Here is a 23,594-nt window from a genome sequence, read left to right as displayed (position 1 = left end):
CCCGCCACAGCGGCTCGCCGCGCGCGTGGCGGGCCAGCGCCTCCAGGCCGAGCCGGTGCTCGCGCAGCGCCAGCCCGTTCTTGCGGCCGAGCCGGCGGTCGCGCAGCGCCGCGATCCGGTCGGGCTCGGTGTAGTCGGGCCCGTACACCAGCCGCAGGTACTCGCGACCCCGGACCTTGAGGCCGGGTTGGGCCAGGCCGCGCCGCGCCTCGGCCAGCGGGCCCGCCAGCGGCTTGACCACCATGCCCTCGCCGCCCGCCGCGACCAGCCCCTCCCACCAGCGGACGGCCGCCGCGGTGCCGTCCGGGTCGGTGGCGTCGACCACCAGGTAGCGGGTGGTGCGGACCAGGGGGCACACCTCGGCCAGCCGCTCGGCCACGCCCATGTGCCACAGGTGGTCGCGGCCGGAGAACTCGGCGCCCTCGGCCGCCAGCACCGTGAACGGGGCGAACCGCAGCCCGGCGGCGCCGTCGGTCGGCCAGGTGTAGCGCCGGTAGACCCGGCTGAACGCCGCGACGCCGGCGTCGAGCCGGGCGACGCGGTCGGCGAGCCCGGCGACGTCCAGCCCCCGGCCGGCCGCAGCCGCGAGCGCGGACGCGGCCTCGGGCAGCGCCGCGCGGGCGGCGGCGCCCACCGACGCGTACTGCTCGCGGATGAGCCCCCCGGCCTTGGCCGACCACGGCAGCAGCTCGCCGTCGAACGCCACCCAGTCGGTGCCGAGCCGCTCCCACAGGCCCGCCGCCCCGACGCCCGCCCGCAGCGCCGCCAGCACCTCCGCCTCGACCTCGGGGTCGGCGAAGAACGGGCGGCCGGTGCGGGTGTAGACCGCGCCGAGCGCACCGGGGGCGAACCGGCGTTCGGCGGCCTCGGCGTCGCGGCACACCACCGCGACGGCCCGCGACCCCATGTGCTTCTCCTGGCACACGACCTCGCCCACCCCGGCGCCCAGGTAGTGGGCGAACGCCTCGCCCGGGTGCTCCAGCAGCCCGGGGTCGGCCGAGGTGGGCGCGGGCGCCATGGTGGGCGGCAGGTAGAGCAGCCACCGGGGGTCGACGGCGAACCGGCTCATGACCTCCAGCGCGGCCCGCGCGTGGTCGGCCGGCACCTGCACCGGGCCGTGCGCGGTCTCGACGCGCAGGTGCGGCCGGCCGTCGGCGGGCAGCACGTCGCCGATGGCGGGCGAGGTGCGGCCGCCCGCCGGGGCGGGCGCGGGGCCGGCCGGGAACGGGCGCGGCGACGCGTGCCAGACCGCGCGCGCCGGCACGTCCACGACCTCGCGTTCGGGGTAGCGCAGCGCGGTGAGCCGGCCGCCGAACACGCACCCGGTGTCGAGGCAGAGGGTGTTGTTCACCCACCGCGCCTCGGGCACGGGGGTGTGGCCGTAGACGACGGCCGCCCGGCCCCGGTAGTCGTCGGCCCACGGCAGCCGCTCGGGCAGGCCGTACTCGTCGGTCTCCCCGGTGGTGGGCCCGTACAGGGCGAAGGCCCGCACCCGGCCGGAGGCGCGCCCGTGGAACTCCTCCTTGAGGCCGGCGTGCGCGACGACGAGGTTCCCGCCGTCGAGCACGTAGTGGCTGATGAGGCCGTCGCAGAAGGCGAGCACGCGGTCCCGGAACGCGCCGTCCTCGGCGCCGAGCTGCTCCAGCGACTCGGCCAGGCCGTGGGCGGTGCGCACCCGGCGGCCCTTGAGCGCCCGCACCAGCCGGTCCTCGTGGTTGCCCGCGACGCACAGCGCGTCGCCGTCGGCCGCCATGCCCATGACCAGCCGGAGCACCCCGGGGGTGTCGGGGCCGCGGTCGACGAGGTCGCCGACGAACACGGCGGTGCGGCCCTCGGGGTGGCGGGCGCCCACGGCCCGCCCCTCGGCGTCGCGGCGCAGGTCGTAGCCGAGCGCGCCGAGCAGCTCCTCCAGCTCCGCCCGGCACCCGTGGACGTCGCCGATCAGGTCGAACGGGCCGGTGAGGTCGCGCCGGTCGCACCACGCCCGGTCGAGCCGGACGGTGGCGGCCTCGGCGGCCTCGGGGCCGTCGAGGACGTGCACGGCGCGGAACCCCTCGCGGCGCATCCGGGAGAGGTGGCGGCGCAGGTCGCGGCGCTGCCGCGGCACGACGTGCGGCGGCAGGTCGCGGTCGGTCCGGGCGCGGTTGCGCGCGGCCGCCACGCGTTCGGGCACGTCGAGGACGACGGCCACCGCCGGCAGGTCGTGCTCCTTGGCGATCGCCACGAGCGGACGTCGGGACTCGGGGCGCACGTTGGTGGCGTCGACCACGGTGAGCAGGCCGCGCCGCAGCCGGACGCCGACGATGTGGTTCAGCAGGGCGAACGCGTCGGCGCTGGCGCCCTGGTCGTCGGGGTCGTCGCTGACGACGCCCCGGCAGTGGTCGGACGAGATCACCTGGGTGGGGCGGAAGTGGCGGGCGGCGAACGTGGACTTGCCCGAGCCGGACACGCCCACGAGCAGCACCAGGCCGGCCTCGGGCAGGCCGAGGACGGGCGCGGTCGCGGTATCGGCGGTCATCGGGTGAACACCCCCATCTGCGTGGCGGGCCCCAGGTCGGGGTCGTCGGCCCCCACGGGCAGGTACCGCACCCGGTAGCCGTGCGCGGCGGCGGCGCGCTCGGCCCAGGCGCGGAACTGCGCGCGGGTCCACTCGAAGCGGTGGTCGGCGTGCCGGGTGCGCCCGGCCAGGCCGTAGTGGACGTTGTACTCGGCGTTGGGCGTGGTCACGACCACCGTGCGGGGCCGGGCGCCGCCGAACACGACCTCCTCCAGCGCGGGCAGGCGGTGCGGGTCGACGTGCTCGACCACCTCCATGAGCACGGCGGCGTCGAACCCGGCGAAGCGCGGGTCGTGGTACACGGCGGAGCCGGTGAACAGGTCGACGCGGGCCCGCGCGGCGTCGGACATGCGGTCGACGCGCAGCCGCCGCCGGGCCTGCTCGACGGCCGCGGCGGACACGTCGGCGCCGGCGACGCGCTCGACGCGGCGGTCGTCCAGCAGCCGGGCGACCAGTCGGCCCGACCCGCAGCCGAGGTCGAGCACGGTGCGCGCGCCCTCGGCGGCGAGCACCGCCAGGACGGCGCCCGCCCGCTGCTCGGCCAGCGGCGGCGGCCGGTCGGCCGGGTCGGCGGGATCGGCCGCGCCGTCCGGGCGGGCCGGGCCGGGCACGCCGGCGGCGGCCTCCTCGTGCACCGGGTCGGCGGGCCGGTGGAGGACGGCCGGGTCGTCCGGCTCGTCGGCGCCGGCGAGGTCGTCGACCTCGTCCAGCCGGGCGGTGGCCGCCCGCACGAGCCGGTCGCGCCGGGCCAGGTAGCGGCGGGTGATCCAGGCGCGCTCGGGGTGGCCGGGCAGCCAGGACTCGGCGGCCCGCAGCAGCTTGTCGACCTCGTCGTCGGCCACCCAGTAGTGCTTGGCGCCGTCCATGGCCGGCAGCAGCACGTACAGGTGGCTCAGCGCGTCGGCCACCCGCGCCATCCCGCGCAGGGTCAGCCGCACGTACCGGGAGTCGCCCCACTCCGGCAGGTCGGGGTCGAGCGGGACGGGTTCGGCGTCGACCTCCCAGCCGAGCGGGGCGAACAGCGCGCGCACCCGGTCGGGGCCGCCCCGGCACGGCACGGCGGGCAGCCGCAGGGTGAGCGGCAGCGGTGTACCGGCCAGCCCGGGGCGGGCGTCGCAGCGGCCCCGCAGGGCGGTGCGGAACACCGCCCCCAGAGCCACGGCGAACAGCGACGACGCGGCGAAGGGGCGGTCGTTGACGTACTGCGCCAGCGCGAAGTCGGGGGTGCCCCCGGGGCGGCGGGCGCGGGCGAGCGCCCGGGGGTCGACCTCCAGCAGCAGCGCCGCCGTGCACGCGTCCTCGCCCGCCTCGGGGTAGAACACGTGCGCCGTCCCGTGGGCCTGGGAGAACGCCTGCACCCGGTCGGGGTGCTTGTGCAGCAGGAAGCCGAGGTCGGTGGCGGGCCGGCGGGTGGTGGAGATCGTCAGGAGCACGCCCACAGTGTGCGCCACCCGGGCCGCGCGTTTCGACCGGTTTTCCGGCGGCGGGGGCGGCCGGGCAGGCCGCCCCCGCGCGGCGTCAGCGCCGCCCGGCGGTCACCCGGGCCTCGGGGACGATGTCGGGGGCGCCGTGCTGCACGGCGTCGGCCTCGTTGTCGCTGTCCTGCTCCTGGGCGGCGCGCTCGGCCTCGATGCGCTTGCGGTAGTACTCGACCTCGCGCGCGACCTGCTCCTCGCTCCAGCCCAGCGGCCCGGCCATGAGCGCGGCGGCCTCCTCGGCGACGGCGATGCCCCGGTCCCAGGTCTCGAACGACACGCGGGTGCGGCGCGACAGCACGTCGTCGAGATGGCGGGCGCCCTCGTGCTCGACCGCGTAGACCACCTCGGCGCGCAGGTAGTCGTCGGCGCCGGTCAGCGGCTCCTTCAGGTCCTCGCGGTCGTCCATGTAGGCGAGCACGTCGTGGATCATCGACCCGTAGCGGCGCAGCAGGTGGACCACCCGCGACGGGTGCAGGCCGGCCTCGGCCGCGATGCGGCGCCGCTGGTTCCACAGCGCCGCGTAGCCGTCGGCGCCCACCAGCGGCACCCGGTCGGTCACCGACTCGGGGATGCGGCCGTCCAGGCCGTGGGCGACGGCGTCGACCGCGTCCTTGGCCATAACCCGGTAGGTGGTGTACTTGCCGCCCGCGATGAGCACCAGGCCGGGCACCGGGTGGGCGACCGTGTGCTCGCGCGACAGCTTGGAGGTCTCGTCGGACTCCCCCGACAGCAGCGGGCGCAGCCCCGCGTAGACGCCCTCGACGTCGTCGCGGGTCAGCGGCACCCGCAGCACGTGGTTGACGTGGTCGAGGATGTAGTCGATGTCGCTGCGGCTGGCCGCCGGGTGCGCCTTGTCGAGGTCCCACTCGGTGTCGGTGGTGCCGACGATCCAGTGCCGCCCCCACGGGATGACGAACAGCACGCTCTTCTCGGTACGCAGGATCAGCCCCGACGACGCCTGGATGCGGTCGCGCGGCACCACCAGGTGGATGCCCTTGGACGCGCGCACGTGGATCTGGCCGCGCCCGCCCACCATCTCCTGGATGTCGTCGGTCCACACCCCGGCGGCGTTGACGACCTGCTTGGCGCGGATCTCGACGTCCCGGCCGGTCTCCAGGTCGCGGGCGCGCGCCCCGGTGACGTGCTCGCCCTCGCGCAGGAAGCCCACCGCCTGGACCCGCGAGGCGATGCGCGCCCCGTAGGCGGCGGCCGTGCGCAGCACGGTCAGCACGTAGCGGGCGTCGTCGACCTGGGCGTCCCAGTACTGGACCGCCCCCACCAGCGCGTCGCGCTTGAGCGCCGGGAACACGCGCAGGGCGCCCGTGCGGGTGAGGTGGCGGTGGTGCGGCAGGCCGCGCGCCGTGCCCATGGTCGTGGCGAGGGTGTCGTACAGCGCCACGCCCGCCCCGATGTAGGGGCGCTCCCAGTGGCGGGTGAACGGGAACAGGAACGGCACCGGGCGCACCAGGTGCGGGGCGATGCGGTGCAGCAGCAGGCCGCGCTCGGTCAGCGCCTCGCGCACCAGCTCGAAGTCGAGCTGCTCCAGGTAGCGCAGGCCGCCGTGGATGAGCTTGCTCGACCGGCTGGAGGTGCCGGCGGCGAAGTCGCGGGCCTCGATCAGCCCGACCGACAGCCCGCGGGTGACCGCGTCGAGCGCCACCCCCGCGCCGACGATGCCGCCGCCCACCACGAGGACGTCGAGTTCGCCGCCCGCCATGGACGCGAGCGCCTCGGCTCGCTCGTCCGGACCCATCCGCGCTACCGCCATGTTCCGCCCTTTCCCCGACTGTGTCGCGCCCGGTTCGCCCCAACTATCCCCAGGCTAACCTGACGCCGCGTGAGCGGGCGGTCGACACGGCGGCGCCCGGCGGCCGCCCGGCGGGGCGGGCTGGGGTCAGCCGGCGTCGGCGACGAGGCGCGCGGCGACGTCCAGGACGTCGTTGGCGTACTCCTCGGACTCGTTGTAGGTGAGCACGGCGTCCCACCAGCCGTCGTCGTCGGTGAGGTCGCGGCCCTCGGCGCACAGGTAGCGGGCCGCCGTGTACGCGGCGTCGTCCATGTCGTGCGGGTCGGCCTCGCCGTCGCCGTCGGCGTCGGCGCCCCACTTGGTCCACGTCTTGGGGATGAACTGCATGGGGCCGACCGCGCGGTCCCACTCGGTGTCGCCGTCGTAGTCGCCGCCGTCGGTGTCGCGGATGGCCGCCGTGTTGTTGGTGCCGTCCAGCGGGATGCCGATGATGTCCTCGGTCGTGCGGCCGTCGGGGCCGAGTTCGCCGCCGGTGTAGGTGCCGTGGTGCGACTCGATCTCGCCGATGCCGGCCAGCGTGGGCCAGGAGACGCGGCACTCGGGCCGGTCCACCATCAGCAGCAGCTGCGCGGTGGCGTAGGCCTCCAGCGCCCGGCGGGGCACGCCGGTGGCCGCCGAGGTGGAGTCGAGCCACTCGGGGCTGGGCGCGGCCGCCTCCTCCTCGGGCGAGGGGCGGTCGTCGGCCGCGAGGTCGCGCACCCGGTCGGCCGAGGTGGCGGGCACGGTCTCGACGCGGGCGCCGGAGTCGTCGGCGCCGGGCGGCAGCGCGGGGGGCGCCGCGGAGCCGCCGAGGACACCCGCGCCCACCGCGAGCCCGCCCGCCAGGGCGAGGGCCGTCACGACCGCGGCCGCCGCGGCGACCGCGGGCCGGGGCGGTGCGGAGTCGGGGGTCGGGGAGGGGGCCGGCGTGTCTCGGCCGGGTGCGGGGGGACCGCTCACAAGGACCTCACTCGCGGGGATGGAGGGCGATCGTGACCACGTCATTACGCTGCGCCGGGCGCGCCGAGGAAACAACTTACCCGGCTTCGCCCCGGTTGGGCAGTGCCACGGGCGAAAAACAGCGGGGCGCCCCGCGGGTGTGCGGGGCGCCCCGGCGAGCCGGACCGCCGGTCAGCCGTGCGGGTTGACCACGACCTCGACCCGCTGGAACTCCTTCAGGTCGGTGTAGCCGGAGGTGGCCATGGTGCGGCGCAGCGCGCCCATCAGGTTCATCGACCCGTCACTCGTGGACGCCGGCCCGTGCAGGATCGACCGGAGGTCGCCGATGGTGCCGACCTGAACCCGCTCGCCGCGCGGCAGCTCGGTGTGGTGGGCCTCACTTCCCCAGTGGTAGCCGCGGCCGGGGGCCTCTTCAGCGCGCGCCAGCGGCGAGCCCACCATGACCGCGTCGGCGCCGCACGCCAGCGCCTTGGCGATGTCGCCGGCCCGGCTCATGCCGCCGTCGGCGATGACGTGCACGTAGCGGCCGCCGGACTCGTCCAGGTAGTCGCGGCGGGCGGCCGCGACGTCGCCGACGGCGCTGGCCATGGGCACGGCCACGCCCAGCACGGAGCGGGTGGTGTGCCCGGAACCGCCGCCGAACCCGACGAGGACCCCGGCCGCGCCGGTGCGCATGAGGTGCAGCGCCGCGGTGTAGGTGGCGCAGCCGCCCACCACCACCGGGACGTCGAGGTCGTAGATGAACTGCTTGAGGTTGAGCGGCTCGGCGCGCCCGGACACGTGCTCGGCCGAGACCGTGGTGCCGCGGATGACGAAGATGTCGACCCCGGCGTCGATGACGGCCTTGTGGTACTGCGCGGTGTTCTGCGGCGACAGCCGGGCGGCGGTGACCACCCCGGCCCGGCGGATCTCCTCGATGCGCCGGCCGATCAGCTCCTCCTGGATCGGCGCGGCGTAGATCTCCTGGAGCCGGCGGGTGGCGGCCTCGTCGTCGAGCTGGTGGATCTCGGCGAGCAGCGGCTCGGGGTCCTCGTAGCGGGTCCAGAGCCCTTCGAGGTCGAGCACGCCCAGGCCGCCGTTCTCACCGATGGCGACGATGGTGCGCGGCGAGGCCACGCTGTCCATGGGGCTGCCGACGAGCGGGGTCTCGAACCGGTAGGCGTCGATCTGCCAGGCGATCGACACCTCCTCGGGGTCGCGGGTACGCCGGGCGGGCACGATCCCGATCTCGTCCAGCTCGTAGGCTCGACGCCCGTTCTTGCCCAGACCGATCTCCACCTGCGCCAACGCTTCGTTCCCCTCTCACGACCCGCGCCGGTGCGACCACCGGCGCGTCCTGCCGCCGCGAGTTTACCCCGCGGCCCCCGCCCGCCCCCCTGCGCCCGCCGCGCCGGTGCGGGCGCGGGGCGGCGCGGTCAGCGCCGGCCGCTGTAGTTGGGGGCCTCGACGGTCATCTGGATGTCGTGCGGGTGGCTCTCCTTGAGGCCCGCCGACGTGATCTGCATGAGCCGGCCGTTGTCGCGCAGCTCGTCCACGGTGCGCGCCCCGGCGTACCACATGGACTGGCGCAGGCCGCCGACCAGCTGGTGGGCGACCGCCTGGAGCGGGCCGCGGAACGGCACCTGGCCCTCGACGCCCTCGGGGATGAGCTTCTCCTCGGTGGCGACGTCGGCCTGGGAGTAGCGGTCCTTGGAGAACGACCGGCCGCGCATGGCGCCCAGCGACCCCATGCCCCGGTAGGACTTGTACTGCTTGCCGTTGATGAAGATGAGCTCGCCGGGGCTCTCCTCGACGCCCGCGAGCAGGCTGCCGACCATGACCGTGCTGGCGCCCGCGACGATGGCCTTGGCGATGTCGCCGGAGAACTGCAGGCCGCCGTCGGCGATCACCGGGACGCCGGCCGGACCGGCGGCCTTGGCGGCCTCCATGACCGCGGTGACCTGCGGCGCCCCCACCCCGGCGACCACCCGGGTGGTGCAGATGGAGCCGGGCCCCACCCCGACCTTGACGGCGTCGGCGCCCGCGTCGATGAGCGCCTGCGCGCCCTCGCGGGTGGCGATGTTGCCGGCCACGATGTCGGCGGTGGTGTTGGCCTTGAGCGTGGCGACCATCTCGGCGACGCCCGCGGAGTGGCCGTGGGCGGTGTCGACCACGATGAAGTCGGCGCCGGCCTCGATGAGCGACTTGGCCCGGCGCTCGGACTCGGGGCCGACGCCCACGGCGGCGCCGACGACCAGGCGTCCCTCGGCGTCCTTGGTGGCGTCGGGGAACTGCTCGCTCTTGATGAAGTCCTTGACGGTGATCAGCCCGCGGAGCCGGCCCTGGTCGTCGACCAGCGGCAGCTTCTCGACCTTGTGCTCGCGCAGCAGCCGGAACGCCTCGTCGCGGGCCACCCCGACCGGCGCGGTGACCAGCGGCATGGGGGTCATGACGTCGCGGACGCGGCGGTCGCGGTCGTCCTCGAACCGCATGTCGCGGTTGGTGACGATGCCCACCAGGCGGCCCTCGGCGTCGGTGACCGGCGCGCCGGAGATGCGGTAGTGGGCGCTGAGCCGCTCGACGTGGGCGAGGGTGTCGTCGGGGCCGCAGGTGACGGGGTCGGTCACCATGCCGGACTCGGACCGCTTGACCAGGTCGACCTGGGCGGCCTGGTCCTCGATCGACAGGTTGCGGTGGAGCACCCCCGCGCCGCCCTGGCGGGCCATGGCGACGGCGGTGCGCGCCTCGGTGACGGTGTCCATGGCCGCCGACAGCAGCGGGATGCGCAGCCGGATGTTGCGTGACAGGCGGGTGCCGGTGTCGGCCTCGCCCGGCTGGAGGTCGGAGTACGCCGGAACCAGCAGGACGTCGTCGTAGGTCAGGCCGGGAGGCAGCACCTTGCCCTCGGTGCCCGTGAAAAGCTGCGTCATGAACCCATCCAACCACTCGCACGTGTGGTTTCATCCTAGGGCCCTGACCGGCGGCTTTACCGCCGGTCCCGCAATCCGCCAGCTCAGAGCGGGGCCGCCGTGGGCAGACTCACAGCGCACGGGGGCGCCGGCACCCGGTCCCGGGGCCGCGCCCGGGCCCCCGGTCCGCCGCAGGGGTCGGCACGCCCTAGCGGCGGAAGGCGCAGTGGGTGCGGGGGCGGAGGCGGGACGGGCAGCGGCGGCCCCGGGGGCCGGGGACGATCGGGGCGTGGCGCGGGCCGCTAGAAGAGGCGGTTCGCCACGGCCACCTGCCGAAGCCGAGCAAGAGCTCGGTGCTGGGCAACCCGTACCGCACCCGCCGACATCCCAAGGACATGTCCCGTCTCGTCTGCTGATAGTCCCGCGATCACGCGCATGAGGAGCAGTCTCCGCTGCTGCTCGGGAAGCTCGTCGAGCAGGGCGCGCGCCCGCTCGGCCTCGACGGAGCGGACCGCCGCCTCCTCCGGTCCCGGGCCGTCGTCGGGGCGGTCGGGGACGGCGTCGGTGGGCACGTCGGCCCTGGTGGAGGTGCGCAGCGCGTCGGCCACCTTGTGCGCCGCGATGCCGAACACGAACGAGGCGAAGGGGCGGCCCATGTCCTCGTAGCGGGGCAGCGCGGCCAGCAGGGCGATGCAGACCTCCTGCGCGACGTCGTCGGAGTAGTGGACGTAGCCGGAGACGCGGGCGAGCCGGGCCCGGCAGTAGCGGACCACCATCGGCCGGACCTCGCGGATCAGCGAGTCCACCGCACCGTGGTCGCCCTGGACCGCCAGGGAGGTGAGGTCGTTCAGTTCCGTGTCGCTCGCTCTGCGCGGGGCACCGGGCCGCCGTGCGAGCGCGCCCCCCGAGACGCGTGGATCCGTCACGTACGAATGATGCCCCGCCACGCGGACTTACACGTCACGAACTCCGGATACAGAATGATCACATTTGGTAGAAATGCCGGATAAGACCGCGCGTGCCCCGGGTGGGAACCCGGGGCACGCGTGGTAATGGGGCGAGCGCCCGGCGGACCTGGGTCAGTGCCCGTGGCCGTGGCCGTGCCCGGCGCCGTCGGCCTCGTCGTCCTCGGGCTTGTCGACGACCAGGACCTCGGTCGTCAGCAGCATCCCGGCGATGGACGCGGCGTTCTGCACGGCGGAGCGGGTGACCTTGACCGGGTCGATGATGCCCTGCGCCATCAGGTCGCCGTACTCGCCGGTGGCGGCGTTGTAGCCGTGGCCGGTCTCGAGCTCGGCGATCTTGTACGTGACGACGTAGCCCTCGGCGCCGGCGTTCACGGCGATCCAGCGGGCCGGCTCGACCAGGGCCTTGCGCAGGATGGCGACACCGGTGGCCTCGTCGCCGGTGCGGCCGAGGTCGTCCAGCGCCGTGGCGGCGTGCACCAGGGAGGCGCCGCCGCCGGCGATGATGCCCTCCTCGATCGCGGCGCGGGTGGCCGAGATCGCGTCCTCCAGGCGGTGCTTCTTCTCCTTCAGCTCGACCTCGGTGGCCGCGCCGACGCTCAGCACGGAGACGCCGCCGGCCAGCTTGGCCAGGCGCTCCTGGAGCTTCTCGCGGTCCCAGTCGGAGTCGCTCTGCTCGATCTCCTTGCGGATCTGGGAGATCCGGTCGTCGATCTCGGACTGCTCACCGGCGCCGTCGACGATGGTCGTGGCGTCCTTGGTGACCGTGATCCGGCGGGCGCTGCCCAGGACGTCCAGCTCGGCGTTCTCCAGGGTCAGGCCGACCTCCTCGGCGATGACCTGGCCGCCGGTGAGGGTGGCGATGTCCTGGAGCATGGCCTTGCGGCGCTCGCCGAAGCCCGGCGCCTTGACCGCGGCGACGTTGAGGGCGCCGCGGATCTTGTTGAGCACCAGGGCGCCCAGGGCGTCGCCCTCGACGTCCTCGGCGATGATGAGCAGCGGCTTCTTGGTCTGGACGACCTTCTCCAGCAGCGGCAGCAGCTCGTTCAGGGTGCTGATCTTGCCCTGGTTGATCAGGATGAGGGCGTCCTCCAGCACCGCCTCCTGGCGGTCGCCGTCGGTGACGAAGTAGGGCGAGACGTAGCCCTTGTCGAACTGCATGCCCTCGGTGAAGTCGAGCTCCAGGTTGAAGGTCGGCGCCTCCTCGACGGTGATGACACCGTCCTTGCCGACCTTGTCGAACGCCTCGGCGATGAGGTCGCCGATCTGCGCGTCCTGGGCGGAGTTGGTGGCCACGTAGGCGATGTCGGCGCGCTCGCCGACCTCGCGGGCGCGCTCCAGCAGGATCTCGGAGACGCGGGCGGCCGCGGCGTCCACGCCCTTCTTCAGCGACATGGGGGAGGCGCCCGCGGCGACGCTGCGCAGGCCCTCGCGCACCATGGCCTGCGCCAGCACGGTGGCGGTGGTGGTGCCGTCACCGGCCGCGTCGTTGGTCTTGGTGGCGACCTCCTTGACGAGCTGGGCGCCCAGGTTCTCGTAGGGGTCCTCCAGCTCGACCTCGCGGGCGACGGTCACACCGTCGTTCGTGATGGTCGGCGCGCCGAACTTCTTGTCGATGACGACGTTGCGGCCGCGCGGGCCCAGCGTCACCTTGACGGCGTTGGCGAGGCGGTCGACACCCCGTTCGAGGGCGCGGCGGGCGTCGTCCTCGAACTCCAGGATCTTCGGCATGGTGAGCGTTCCTTATCCGTGCACGTACGGTGGTGCCCGCGCGCCGTACGGGCGCTCGGGACGGACGCAGACCGCCCCGTCCGGCAGGCTGCCGGCCGGGGCGGGATACCTCTGCGGGTGGCTGGATGCCGGCCGAGGCTACTTCTCGACGACCGCGAGCAGGTCGCGGGCGGAGAGGACGAGGTACTCCTCGTTGTTGTACTTGACCTCGGTGCCGCCGTACTTGCTGTACAGGACGATGTCGCCGACCTTGACGTCCAGCGGGATGCGGTTCTCGCCCTCGTCGTCCCAGCGGCCCGGACCCACGGCCAGGACCTCGCCCTCCTGGGGCTTCTCCTTGGCGGTGTCCGGGATGACCAGGCCGGAAGCGGTGGTCTGCTCGGCCTCGAGCGTCTTGACGACGACGCGGTCCTCAAGCGGCTTCAGCACGGTCTTGGTGGCGGTCGACACGGTTGTGACCTCCCCCTTCGGGTTCGCGTATTCGAAACGGCATGCTCGGTAAAAGGGGCGACCACGGCGGCCTGTCGTCGCGGGTGCCAGACCGGCCTCGTCGCGATTAGCACTCTATCGTTGAGAGTGCCAGAATGGAACAGTAGTCGCGGCCGGGAGGCTCGTCAAACAACAGGTCACGGGGGAACACGTTGGTGACTAGCGGGCGAACGGCGGCCTTCGACGCGCTGCGCACACCCGCCGGCCGGCGGCTGCTCGGCGCGATCGCCCCGGCCGAGGCCGCCGCCGATCCGCTGGCCGCCGCCACCCGCCTCCGGCGGGTCGCGGCCGAGGGCCCCGCCGCGCCCGGTGTCGCACCCGACGAACTCGCCGCCGCCGCCCTCACCCAGGTGCGGCTGCGCGGCCGCGCCCGCGCCAAGTTCGGCGACTGGGCCGACGCCATGTTCTTCACCCCCGACGGCCTGGAGCAGGCCACCCGCCGCCCGCTCGCCGAGTACCGCGCCCGCCGGTTCGCCGCCGCCCTCGCCCCCGGCGCCCGGGTCGCCGACCTGTGCTGCGGCATCGGCGCCGACCTGCTCGCCCTCGCCCGCGCCGGGTTCACCGTCGACGGGGTCGACACCGACCCGCTGACCGCCGCGGTCGCCGCCGCCAACACCGAGGCGCTGGGCGTGGCCGACCGCACCCGCGTGCACGTCGGCGACGCCGCCGGCGCCGGCACCGGGCCGCGCGACGCCGTGTTCTGCGACCCCGCCCGGCGCGGGCGGCGCGGCCGGGTCTTCGACCCGCACGCCTACTCCCCGCCGTGGTCCACCGCCGTCGGCCTGGCGAGCGGGGCCGCCGCCGGCTGCCTGAAGGTCGCCCCCGGCATCCCGCACGAGCTGGTGCCCGAGGGGGTCTCCGCCGAGTGGATCTCGGTCGGCGGCGAGGTGAAGGAGGCCGCGCTGTGGTTCGGCGCGCTGAGCGGGGCGCCGCGCCGGGCCACCCTGCTGCGGGGCGACGGCACCGCGCCGGCCGTCCTCGACGCCGACCCCGGCCTGGGCCCGCCACCCGTCGCCGCGCCCCGCCGCTACCTCTACGAACCCGACGGGGCGGTGGTGCGGGCGCACCTGGTGGCCGAGGCCGCCGCGCGGGTCGGCGGCGCGCTCCTCGACCCGCGTATCGCCTACGTCACCTCCGACCGCCTGGTGGCCGACCCGTTCAGCCGCGCCTACGAGGTGACCGAGGTGCTGCCGTTCTCGCTGAAGCGGCTGCGCGCGGCGGTCCGCGCCCGGAACGCCGGAACCGTAACGATTAAGAAACGCGGCTCGGCCGTCGACGTCGAGAAGCTCCGCCGCGACCTCCGCCCCTCGGGCCCGGAGTCGGTGGTGGTGGTCCTCACGCGCGTGGGCGACCGGCCCTTCAGCCTGCTGTGTTCCGAGGTCACGGCGGTGCCGCCGGACCCCGGCGGCGCAACGGGCGGTGAGCCCGCCCCCGCAAGGGATGACGGACCGGGCCATCCGTACTAACGTGACGGCGGCGGGCACGTTACGAACTCCCCGTATGACCCCGGTTTTCTGCGACTTCGACCCGGTGAACATGGCTGATGTCGGTAAACTGACCCCGCTGAATCCTTTCCCCTTCTCACGGATCTCCCGGGCGGTGTCCAGGGTCGACCTGCGCTGCGCCGACAACGTCCGCCCTTTCGCCATGCGTCCCCCGCTCACGGCGAGTAGGCGCGGAGCGTCCGAGCGTCACGGCCAGGCGCCGGTGCCACCCCTCCCCCTATGCATCCGTCGAGAACACCGCCCATCCGCCGGCGTTCGGATGGCGGCGCCAGAGATGAAGGAGCACCTCGGTGGAACAGACGAACCCCAACTTCCTCAACGGGGGAGGGCAGACCGGGATCTCCGACCGCATGCGGGACCTCCTCTCGCGGGCCGCGCAGGACCAGATGTCCGAGCAGAAGTCGCAGGGCGCGGTCAGCGAGGAGATGCGCCAGCGGCTGGAGGGCATGGAGTGGCTGCTGCGCGAGTTCCGCGAGCGCGAACTCGCCTCGCTCGCCGAGTCCGTGGCCGGCGTGCAGTCCCGGGTGGACGAGCTCAGCTCGCGGCCGCCCGAGTGGGCCGAGACCCTGGCCGAGCACATCGCCCTCGTCGGTGAGCGGGTCAAGCCCCTCGGCGAGATGCCGTCGCTGCGCAGCGACATCCGCGCCATCAGCGGCGACCTCGACACCGCGCTGGCCCGGCTGCAGAGCCTCGCCGACAACGGCGAGCGCACCGCCGCCCGCGTCGACTCCCTGACCGAGCGCCTGGAGGGCCTGGCCGCCGGCATCGAGGCGCGGTTCGCCCAGGTCGACCAGGCCATCGAAGCGCTCGCCGGCCGGGCCGCCGGCCTGGACGACGCGCTGGCCGCCGCCGGGGCGCGCGCCGAGGAGCGCCACGACACCGCCATGGGCCGCGCCGACGAGCGCCACGACGCGCTGGCCGCCGCGGTCGCCGAGGGCCGCGCCGCGCTGGAGCGCACCGCCGCCGAGGCGCGCGACGCGCTGAGCACCGCCTTCACCGAACGCCACGACGCCCTGGAGGCCGCGCTCGCCGGGCGCCACGAGCAGCTCACCGCGGCGCTGGACGAACGCCACGAGGCCGCCGTCGCCCGCGTCGACGCCCTCGCCGAGGAGCTGCGCGGCGCCGCCGAGGACCTGCGCACCACCGCCGAGGAGCGCCACACCGCGCTCACCGCCGCCGTCGAGGACGGGCTGCGCGGACTCACCGAGGCCGCCGAGGCCCACCGCACCGAACTCCGCACCACCGCCGACGACCACGCCGCCGCCCTCACCACCCGCATCGACGAAGGGCTGCGCGGCGTCACCGAGGCCGCCGACGCCCGGCACGCCGAGGCCGCCGAGGCCGCGGCCGAGCGCCACGCCGCCCTCACCGCCGCCGCCGAGGAGCGCCACACCGCGCTCACCAGCACCGTCGCGGACGGGCTGCGCGGACTCACCGAGGCCGCCGAGGCCCACCGCACCGAACTCCGCACCACCGCCGACGACCACGCCGCCGCCCTCACCACCCGCATCGAGGACGGCCTGCGCGACCTCTCCGCCGCGGTCGACGCCCGCCACAGCGAGGCCGCGGCCCGCCTCGCCGACGGGCTGGCCGGGCTCGGCACCCAGGCCGAGGAGAACCACGCCGAGGCCACCGCGGCCGTCGCCGACGCCAACAGCGCGGTGGTCAAGCTCGCCGACTCCACCGCCGAGCGGCTGGACGACCTGCGCTCGCACCTGCGCCAGCGCCTCGGCGAGCTGCACGAGCAGCTCGAACTGCACCGCGCCGAGCTGCGCGAGCGCGACGACCAGCAGCGCGAGCACCTCTCCGAGCGGCTCGACGCCACCGCGCAGGCCCTGCGCGCCGCCGCCGACGAGGACCGCGCCGCCGCCACCGGGGCGCTCGACGCGCTGCGCGCCGCCATCGACGACAGCGCGCGCTCCCTCACCGCCACCGCCGACACCCGGCACGCCGAGGCCATCGAGGCCGCGGCCGAGCGCCACGCCGCGCTGACCGCCGCGGTCGAGGAGCACCGGGCCGCCGTCGACGCCCGCCTGGAGCAGCGGCAGCGGGAGCTGTCCGACCGGGTCGACCAGCACCTGGCCGCCATCTCCGGCCGCTTCGAGCACGGCCTGGGCCGGCTCGCCGACCGGTTCGACACCTTCGAGGGCCACTTCGAGGGGAGCTTCGAGGGCGTCGAAGGCAAGATCGACGGGGTCGACGGCCGTATCGACGGCATCAACGGGCGGCTCGACGGCATCGAGGGCCGCGTCAACGGGGTCGAGGGCCAGTTCGAGGGCGTCAACGGCCAGATCGACGGGGTCGACGGCCGCCTGGAGGCCGTGGACGACCGCCTGGAGGCGCTCAACCAGCGGCTCGCCCAGCTCCCCGTGGCCATGGAGGTCAGCGAGGTCCACCGCCGCCTCACCGAGCTGGTGGAGCGCCCGGTCATCGACCCGACGCAGCGCCTGGAGGCGCTCGACGGCCGCCTGGTCGACTCCCTGGACCCGCTGCTGCGCGAGGTGCAGGCGCGCCCCGACCGGCACGAGTTCGAGGAGGCGCTGACCGAGGCCGTCGAGACCTCGCACGACGACGTCACCAAGCGCCTGGCCGCCCTGGAGGAGACCATGCTCGCCCTGGCCGAGGCGCTGCTGCGCCCCGGCCGCGACGGCAAGAAGAAGCGCCGCCGCGACGACGACGAGGACGACGACGAGTAACCGCCGCCCCGTTCGGTGAACCCCCGGTGCCGGGGCCGGTCCGCCGGCCCCGGCACCGCCGTGTGCGGCCCCGGGACGTGCCGGCGGGGCCGGTCCGGGGCCGCCCGCGCGGGCGGCCCCGGACCGGCCGCGGTCAACCCGCGAGTGGCCGGTCGACCGGCAGCGAGGTGTCGGTGGCGAGGTCGAGGGCGGACGGCGGCAGGCCGGCCGCGACGACCTCGGCGCCCAGGGCGGCGATCATCGCCCCGTTGTCGGTGCACAGCCGGGGCCGGGGCACCCGCAGTTCGACGCCGGCCGCCGCGCACCGCTCCTCGGCGAGGGCGCGCAGCCGCGAGTTGGCGGCCACCCCCCCGCTGATCACCAGGTGCTCCACGCCGTTGGCCGTGCACGCGTCGACGGCCTTGCGGGTGAGCACGTCGACCACGGACTCCTGGAACGCCGCCGCGATGTCGGGCACCCGCAGCGGGCGCCCGGCGCGGTCGGCGTCCTCGACCCAGCGGGCGACGGCGGTCTTCAACCCGGAGAACGAGAAGTCGTAGGTGCCGTCGCCCCACTTGCCGCGCGGGAACCGGATCGCCTTGGGGTCGCCCTCGCGGGCGGCGCGGTCGATGGGCGGCCCGCCCGGGTAGGGCAGGTCGAGCAGGCGGGCGACCTTGTCGTAGGCCTCGCCCGCGGCGTCGTCGACGGTGTCGCCGAGCGACCGCACCTTGGTGGCGAGGTCCTCGACCAGCAGCAGCGACGTGTGCCCGCCCGACACCAGCAGCGCCACGGTGGGCTTGGGCAGCGGGCCGTGCTCCAGCTGGTCGACGGCGACGTGGCCCACCAGGTGGTTCACCCCGTACAGGGGCTTGCCGAGCGCCATGGCGTACGCCTTGGCGGCCGACACCCCCACCAGCAGGGCGCCCGCCAGGCCGGGCCCGGCGGTGACCGCGATGGCGTCGACGTCGGACATGCGCACCCCGGCGGCGTCGAGCGCCCGCCGCACGGTGGGGGTCATGGCCTCCAGGTGGGCGCGGCTGGCGACCTCGGGGACGACGCCGCCGAAGCGGGCGTGCTGGTCGACGCTGGAGGCGACCTCGTCGCCCAGCAGCTCGCAGCCGCGGACCAGGCCCACCCCGGTCTCGTCACAGGAGGTCTCGATGCCCAGGATCAAGGGCTGGTCACGGCTCATCGGGCGGTCTCCTCGTCGGCGGGGGCGCCGGGCGCGGCGGGGCCGGGCGCCGTCCGGCGCATCACGATCGCGTCGGCGTCGATGTAGTACCTGCGCCGCACCCCGATGCGGGTGAACCCGAACCGGCGGTACAGCTCCTGCGCCCGCGGGTTGTCGGAGCGCACCTCCAAAAACACGTCGCGGGCGCCGCGGCGGTCGGCCTCACCGAGCAGCTCGGTGAGCAGCAGCGCGCCGATGCCGCGCCCCCAGTGGTCGGCGGCGACGGCGATGGTCTGCACGTCGCCCTGCGGGGGGACGGCGCGCAGCCCGGCGTAGCCGACGATGCCGCCGGGGCCGGGCGCGGCGGGATCGTGGGCGACCACGTAGTGGCGGGAGGGCTGGGCGAGTTCGGAGCGCAGCACCCCCTCGCTCCAGGCGTCGGAGGGGAACAGCGCCTCCTCCAGGCGCATGACGGCGGGCACGTCGGCGTCGGTCATCGGCCGCACGTCGGGGGTCACGCCGACCACTGCCGGACCTTCTTGGGGGCGCCGGGCACGGTGGCGTCGGGGCGGCGCAGGTAGAGCGGGCGCGGTTCGGGCAGGTCGGCGCCCGCGGCCAGGCGGCGCAGCGCGACCTCGCCGAGCGCGGCGGCGGAGGGGTGCAGCGGGTCGGCGGCGGCGGGGTCGGCGCCGAGCACGTCGGCGTACATCCGCGCCCCGTGCCCGATCACCGGGAGCCCGCCGGTGTCGATGTCGGCGGGGCGGTCGACGGCGATGTCGCCGGTGCGGGTGGCGGCGTCGGCGTAGCGCGCCCAGAACACCTCTTTGCGCCGGGCGTCGGTGGCCGCGATGAACGGGCCGGTGCGGCCGGAGGCGAACGCGACCGCGTCGAGGGTGGCCACCCCGTGGCAGGGGACGCCGAGCGCGTCGGCGAGGGCGTGCGCGGTGGCCAGGCCGACGCGCAGTCCGGTGTAGGGGCCGGGGCCGATGCCGACCGCGATGTGGGTGAGGTCGCCGAGGCCGCACCCGGCGTCGGCGAGCACGTCGCGGATGGCGGGGGTGAGCAGTTCGCCGTGGCGGCGGGCGTCGACCGAGGAGGAGGCGGCCCGGACCCGGACGCCGTCGCCGTCGAGGGCGCAGACCGCGGCCGTGACGGCCGGGGTGGCGGTGTCGAAAGCCAGAAGGAGCACGGTGGACCAGCCTATTCCGCGTCGAGGGGGACCCCGGCCCAGCGGGGGCCGACCCCGGTGAGCCGGACGGTGCGGGAGTCGTCGGAGGCGCGGTCGATGGCGACCTCCAGCCGGTCGTCGGACAGCTCCTCGGCGACGCCCTCGCCCCACTCCACGATGGTGACGGAGTCGGGCAGGGTGGTGTCGAGGTCGAGGTCGTCGACCTCGGCGGCGTCGCCCAGCCGGTAGGCGTCGACGTGCACCAGGTCGGGCCCGCCGACCAGCGACGGGTGGATGCGGGAGATGACGAACGTGGGCGAGGTGACGGGGCCGCGCACGCCCAGCCCTTCGCCGATGCCCTGGGTGAGGGTGGTCTTGCCGGCGCCGAGCGGCCCGGACAGGATCAGCACGTCGCCCGCGCGCAGCAGCCCGCCGAGGCGGCGGCCGAGCGCGCGCATGTCGGGACCGGTGGCGGCGGTGACGACCGCGGTGGACGCGGGTGTGGTGGTGTCAGTGGTGTCGGTCATGGCTCGCAGGCTCGACGGGTCGGAGGCGGCGGTCGGCGGCAGCGGACCGCCCTCCCACCAGGGTAGGCACTCCCGGGGCCGCTCGTGACCCGTTGCGCGGGTCGGCGGCGCGGGTCGGGGCTTAGCCGGCGTCGACCCCGGTGCGGGCGCCGGTGTAGACGCGCGGGACGCGCGGGCCGACGCGGGTGACGATCTCGTAGGGGATGGTGCCGAGCAGGTCGGCCCACTCCTGGGCGGTGGGTTCGCCGCCGTCACCGGGGCCGAACAGCACCGCGTAGGAGCCGGGGTCGGCGGTGTCGCCGTCGAGGTCGACCATGAACTGGTCCATGCACACCGTTCCGGCGATGGTGCGGCGCCGCCCGGCGACGAGGACCGGGCCGGTGTTGGTGGCGGCGCGGGGGACGCCGTCGGCGTAGCCGAGCGGGACGAGCGCGAGGTCGGCGGGCCCGGGGGTGGTGTAGCGGTGGCCGTAGGACACCCCGCTGCCCGCCGGGACGCGCTTGACCAGGGCGATCCGGGCCCGCAGGGTCATGGCGGGGCGCAGGCCGCGCCCAGCGGGGGCGTCGGGCACGGGGTTGATGCCGTACGCGGACACCCCGGGGCGGACCAGGTCGAAGTGGGTCTCGGGCCGGGTGAGGGTGGCGGGCGAGTTGGCGAGGTGGCGCACCTCGGGTCGGAGCCCGGCCCTCTCGGCGACGGCCAGCGCGTCGTGGAACACGGCGGTCTGCGCGGCGATGGACGGGTGGCCGGGTTCGTCGGCGCAGGCGAAGTGGGAGAAGACGCCGGTGACGCGGAGCAGCCCCTCGGCCTCGGCGCGGGCGGCGGCGGCCACGGCCTCGGGCCACCGGTCGGCGGTGACGCCGCCGCGGGTGAGCCCGGTGTCGGCCTTGAGGTGGACGCGGGCCGGGCGGCCGGCGGTGCGGGCGGCGGCGGCGATCTCGCCGACCAGTTCGGGGGTGCTGACCCCCAGGTCGATGTCGGCGGCCACGGCGGCGGCGAGCGGGGCGCCCGGCGGCAGGATCCACGCCACAACGGGCACCGTGAGCCCGGCGGCGCGGATCTCCAGGGCCTCCTCCACGAACGCCGTCCCCAGCCAGGTGGCGCCGCCCGCGAGCATCGCGCGGGCGGCGGGCAGCATGCCGTGCCCGTAGCCGTCGGCCTTGACGACGCCCATGGCCTGGGCACCGGGGGCGGCCCGGCGCAGCAGTTCGACGTTCTCGCTGATGGCGCCCAGGTCGATGCGGGCTTCGGCGTGGCTGGAAGGCATGGGTCAAGTCTGGCACGCGCCCCGGCGGCGGGCGCCGGGGCGCGGTCGGGCGGGGCCGTCAGTCGATGAACTCGGCCTGCGGGTAGCGGGACGGGGTGTCGAAGGGGTCGCCGGGGCCGCCGCGCAGGTGGTGGTCGAACAGCGCGGTGACGTAGGTGCGCTGCACGGCGACCGAGCGCATCGGGGAGATGGTGCCGATGGCGCCCTCCACCGCCTCCGGGTCCATGCCGGCGGGCCGCCGGATCTGCGGGAAGACCGCCTGGAAGTCGGTGAAGGACATGTGCTCGGCGTCGGCCAGGTAGAGGTCGCGCTTCCAGCCCGGGGAGTTGGCCCAGAAGTCGTTCCACTCGGGCGTGGTGAGGTGGTGGTGGGGCTGCCCCTCGTCGCCGTTCTCGCCGCCGCCCATGAGCAGGAACGGGCGGTCGACGCCCTCCTGGGACGCGCGGCCGTACTTCGGGCTCATGCTGCCGTCGAGGTCGGCGCCGACGTCGATGCGGGGGTCGTCCAGCATCGCCTCGGCGGTGGCGAACCCGCCCATGGAGTGGCCGAACACGCCCACCCGCTCGGGGTCCAGGGCGCCGGCGAGCCCGTCGGGCAGGGGGCGGCCCTCGGCGTCGGGTTCGGCCCCGGCGGCCAGCTCCTCGATGGTGTCGATGACGAACGACAGGTCGTCGGCCCGGTCGGCGAGCATGGCGGCCATGTCGGGGTCGGGGGCGGGCATGGTCATCCGGTCGGGGTACTCCACGGGGGCCTGGTGGGGGTGGTCGACGGTGACGACCACGAACCCGTGCGAGGCCAGCTCTTCGACCAGCGTGGTGCCGAGGAACCGCGGGCTGCCGCCGCCGGGCGAGTAGACGACGACGGGGGCGCCGGTGAGGCCGTCGGCGACGGGGGCGCGGGTCTGCGCGTGGGTGCGGGCGCCGGCGAAGTCGACCTCGCCCGGGTCGATGCCCATGTGGCCGGAGGTCTGGTCGTAGATGCGCGCCACGCCGTCGCTGAGGTAGGGGGTGGCGGGCTTCCCGCGCCGGTGCTCCGCCGGGTACCAGACGCTCGCCATCAGCTCGCGGGGCTCGCCGTCGGCGAGGGGGTCGGGGCGGTCGGCGTCGACCAGGTGCAGGTCCAGGGTGCCGACGTCGTGCGGGCCGGTGGGCTCGGGCAGGCGGAATGTCGCGGGCGGTCCGGTGTCGGCCCCGCCGTCGGCGAGCGCGGGCAGGCCGACGGCGGACGCGGCGGTGACGGCGGCCGCGACGGCGGCCCCGAGCGCGGCCCGGCGGCGGGCGAAGGGATGGCGCAGTGCTGTCATACCCGCCAGCGTCGCCCCGGGCCGGGCCGCCCGGCATCCCACCATCGCGTCCACCCCCGCCTGCCGAAGGGCATAGCCCGCCCGGCGATCCGGAGCACGGCAGCGGGCCGGGAGGGACCGGCGGGCGGGCCTCGGGTGTCGGTTGCACGGCGTCACCCGAAGCCGTGCCGGCCTCAGTGCAGGGTGTCGACCAGGCCGGCCTCGTAGGCGATGATCGCCGCCTGCACCCGGTTGCGGACGTCGAGACTGCGCAGGATGGCACTGACGAACACCTTCACCGTCCCCTCCACCACGTGCAACCGCCGGGCGATCTCCGCGTTCGACGCGCCGGCGCCCACCAGGGCCAGGACCTCGCGCTCGCGCGGGGTCAGCGCGTCGACCTGCTCACGGGCGCGGGCCGCCCGCGTCATCCGGCCGCCCGCGCCACCGGTGGTCAGCGCCCGGATCACCCGGTGCGCGATCTGCGGCGACAGGAACGCCGCCCCGTCGGCCACCGCGCGCACGGCGGCGTGCAACTCCGCGGGGGCGCCGAGCTTGAGCAGGAATCCGCTGGCCCCGGAGCCCAGGGCGCGGGCGATGTACTCGTCCTCCGCGAACGTGGTCAGCATGAGCACCCCCGTCGAGGGCACCCCGGCGCGGATCTCGGCGGCGGCGGACAGGCCGTCCATGCGCGGCATGACGATGTCGAGCAGCGCCACGTCGGGTCGGTGGGAGCGGACGCGCTCGACCGCCTCGCGGCCGTCGGCGGCCTCCGCGACGACGTCGATCTCCGGGTCGGCCGCCAGGACGGCACGCACCCCGGCGCGGATCAGCGGTTCATCGTCGGCCAGCAGTACTCGGATCACGGACGTCTCTCGTTCTCGGCGGACAACGACAGTGGGCGGACGCGACCGGGCACGGAACGGACCCGACCGGGCACGGGCCGACGGGCACGGACGACCCCGGCCCGGGACGACCACCGGGAGCAGCGTACGGGTGACGGGCCGCACCCGTCTCCCGCCGAGGACACCGCACCACCCACGCACCGGAACACCACACACCGGGCACCCATAACCGGCCACACGCCACCGAGCGCTGTCTCCGCTGACAGCGGGCGGAGGACCGGGCACAGGGGAACGGGCACG

The 23,594-nt window shown here is 75.6% G+C and carries 18 protein-coding genes; 2 read left to right on the top strand and 16 right to left on the bottom strand.

The window, feature by feature from the left end:
- The 9 genes from NT8_RS08700 to groES all read right to left on the bottom strand — a co-directional run.
- Window positions 1-2,518: polynucleotide kinase-phosphatase (locus tag NT8_RS08700; protein ID WP_067966114.1), on the bottom strand; the 2,518-nt coding region annotated here is incomplete at its 3' end.
- The gene (locus NT8_RS08695; protein ID WP_174549545.1) at window positions 2,515-3,990 is read right to left on the bottom strand and encodes a 3' terminal RNA ribose 2'-O-methyltransferase Hen1; all 1,476 of its coding nucleotides are present in this window, start codon (window positions 3,988-3,990) and stop codon (window positions 2,515-2,517) included. The genes NT8_RS08700 and NT8_RS08695, both read right to left, overlap by 4 nt.
- 85 nt (window positions 3,991-4,075) lie before the next feature.
- Entirely contained in the window at window positions 4,076-5,803 is a 1,728-nt protein-coding gene (locus tag NT8_RS08690) for a glycerol-3-phosphate dehydrogenase/oxidase (protein WP_067966109.1), read from the bottom strand.
- A gap of 126 nt (window positions 5,804-5,929) precedes the next feature.
- Window positions 5,930-6,682, bottom strand: a complete 753-nt coding sequence (locus NT8_RS08685) for a lytic transglycosylase domain-containing protein (protein ID WP_245646089.1) — start codon at window positions 6,680-6,682, stop codon at window positions 5,930-5,932.
- Window positions 6,683-6,952: 270 nt separating this feature from the next.
- A complete protein-coding gene (locus tag NT8_RS08680) occupies window positions 6,953-8,059 on the bottom strand; it encodes a GuaB3 family IMP dehydrogenase-related protein (RefSeq protein WP_067966106.1) in 1,107 nt (368 codons plus the stop codon).
- Between the two features lie 137 nt (window positions 8,060-8,196).
- A complete protein-coding gene (gene guaB, locus NT8_RS08675) occupies window positions 8,197-9,690 on the bottom strand; it encodes an IMP dehydrogenase (RefSeq protein ID WP_067966103.1) in 1,494 nt (497 codons plus the stop codon).
- A gap of 281 nt (window positions 9,691-9,971) precedes the next feature.
- Entirely contained in the window at window positions 9,972-10,595 is a 624-nt protein-coding gene (locus NT8_RS08670; protein ID WP_067966121.1) for a sigma-70 family RNA polymerase sigma factor, read from the bottom strand.
- Between the two features lie 153 nt (window positions 10,596-10,748).
- Entirely contained in the window at window positions 10,749-12,365 is a 1,617-nt protein-coding gene (gene groL / locus NT8_RS08665) for a chaperonin GroEL (RefSeq protein WP_067966102.1), read from the bottom strand.
- Window positions 12,366-12,503: 138 nt separating this feature from the next.
- Window positions 12,504-12,815 (bottom strand): co-chaperone GroES, encoded by a 312-nt coding sequence (gene groES, locus NT8_RS08660; protein WP_067966100.1) that lies wholly within the window; start codon window positions 12,813-12,815, stop codon window positions 12,504-12,506.
- A gap of 194 nt (window positions 12,816-13,009) precedes the next feature.
- Here groES and NT8_RS08655 point away from each other — a divergent pair, with 194 nt between their 5' ends.
- Together NT8_RS08655 and NT8_RS08650 are read left to right on the top strand one after the other, a co-directional pair.
- A complete protein-coding gene (locus NT8_RS08655) occupies window positions 13,010-14,320 on the top strand; it encodes a class I SAM-dependent methyltransferase (protein ID WP_169805201.1) in 1,311 nt (436 codons plus the stop codon).
- Window positions 14,321-14,649: 329 nt separating this feature from the next.
- Window positions 14,650-17,055, top strand: a complete 2,406-nt coding sequence (locus NT8_RS08650; protein ID WP_067966098.1) for a coiled-coil domain-containing protein — start codon at window positions 14,650-14,652, stop codon at window positions 17,053-17,055.
- A gap of 133 nt (window positions 17,056-17,188) precedes the next feature.
- Here NT8_RS08650 and tsaD read toward each other — a convergent pair whose 3' ends face one another.
- From tsaD to NT8_RS08615, 7 genes are all read right to left on the bottom strand, one after another.
- A complete protein-coding gene (gene tsaD, locus NT8_RS08645) occupies window positions 17,189-18,226 on the bottom strand; it encodes a tRNA (adenosine(37)-N6)-threonylcarbamoyltransferase complex transferase subunit TsaD (RefSeq protein ID WP_067966096.1) in 1,038 nt (345 codons plus the stop codon).
- Entirely contained in the window at window positions 18,223-18,702 is a 480-nt protein-coding gene (gene rimI / locus NT8_RS08640; protein WP_067966118.1) for a ribosomal protein S18-alanine N-acetyltransferase, read from the bottom strand. Before rimI ends, tsaD begins: the two co-directional genes overlap by 4 nt.
- A 17-nt stretch (window positions 18,703-18,719) precedes the next feature.
- Entirely contained in the window at window positions 18,720-19,394 is a 675-nt protein-coding gene (gene tsaB, locus NT8_RS08635) for a tRNA (adenosine(37)-N6)-threonylcarbamoyltransferase complex dimerization subunit type 1 TsaB (RefSeq protein ID WP_067966095.1), read from the bottom strand.
- Between the two features lie 11 nt (window positions 19,395-19,405).
- Window positions 19,406-19,900 (bottom strand): tRNA (adenosine(37)-N6)-threonylcarbamoyltransferase complex ATPase subunit type 1 TsaE, encoded by a 495-nt coding sequence (tsaE, locus tag NT8_RS08630; protein ID WP_067966093.1) that lies wholly within the window; start codon window positions 19,898-19,900, stop codon window positions 19,406-19,408.
- 121 nt (window positions 19,901-20,021) lie between these two features.
- A complete protein-coding gene (gene alr / locus NT8_RS08625; protein WP_067966091.1) occupies window positions 20,022-21,167 on the bottom strand; it encodes an alanine racemase in 1,146 nt (381 codons plus the stop codon).
- A gap of 58 nt (window positions 21,168-21,225) precedes the next feature.
- Window positions 21,226-22,470: an alpha/beta hydrolase family protein gene (locus tag NT8_RS08620; protein ID WP_067966090.1), complete on the bottom strand. Its 1,245-nt coding sequence runs from the start codon at window positions 22,468-22,470 to the stop codon at window positions 21,226-21,228.
- 173 nt (window positions 22,471-22,643) lie between these two features.
- Window positions 22,644-23,315 carry a response regulator gene (locus NT8_RS08615; protein ID WP_067966088.1) on the bottom strand — a complete coding sequence of 224 codons (672 nt, stop codon included), beginning with the start codon at window positions 23,313-23,315 and terminating at the stop codon, window positions 22,644-22,646.
- Between the last annotated feature and the right edge of the window lie 279 nt (window positions 23,316-23,594).

Source organism: Nocardiopsis trehalosi NBRC 14201, assembly GCF_001552555.1.
Classification (GTDB): domain Bacteria; phylum Actinomycetota; class Actinomycetes; order Streptosporangiales; family Streptosporangiaceae; genus Nocardiopsis_B; species Nocardiopsis_B trehalosi.
This window is presented reverse-complemented; position numbering and strand designations above follow the sequence as displayed.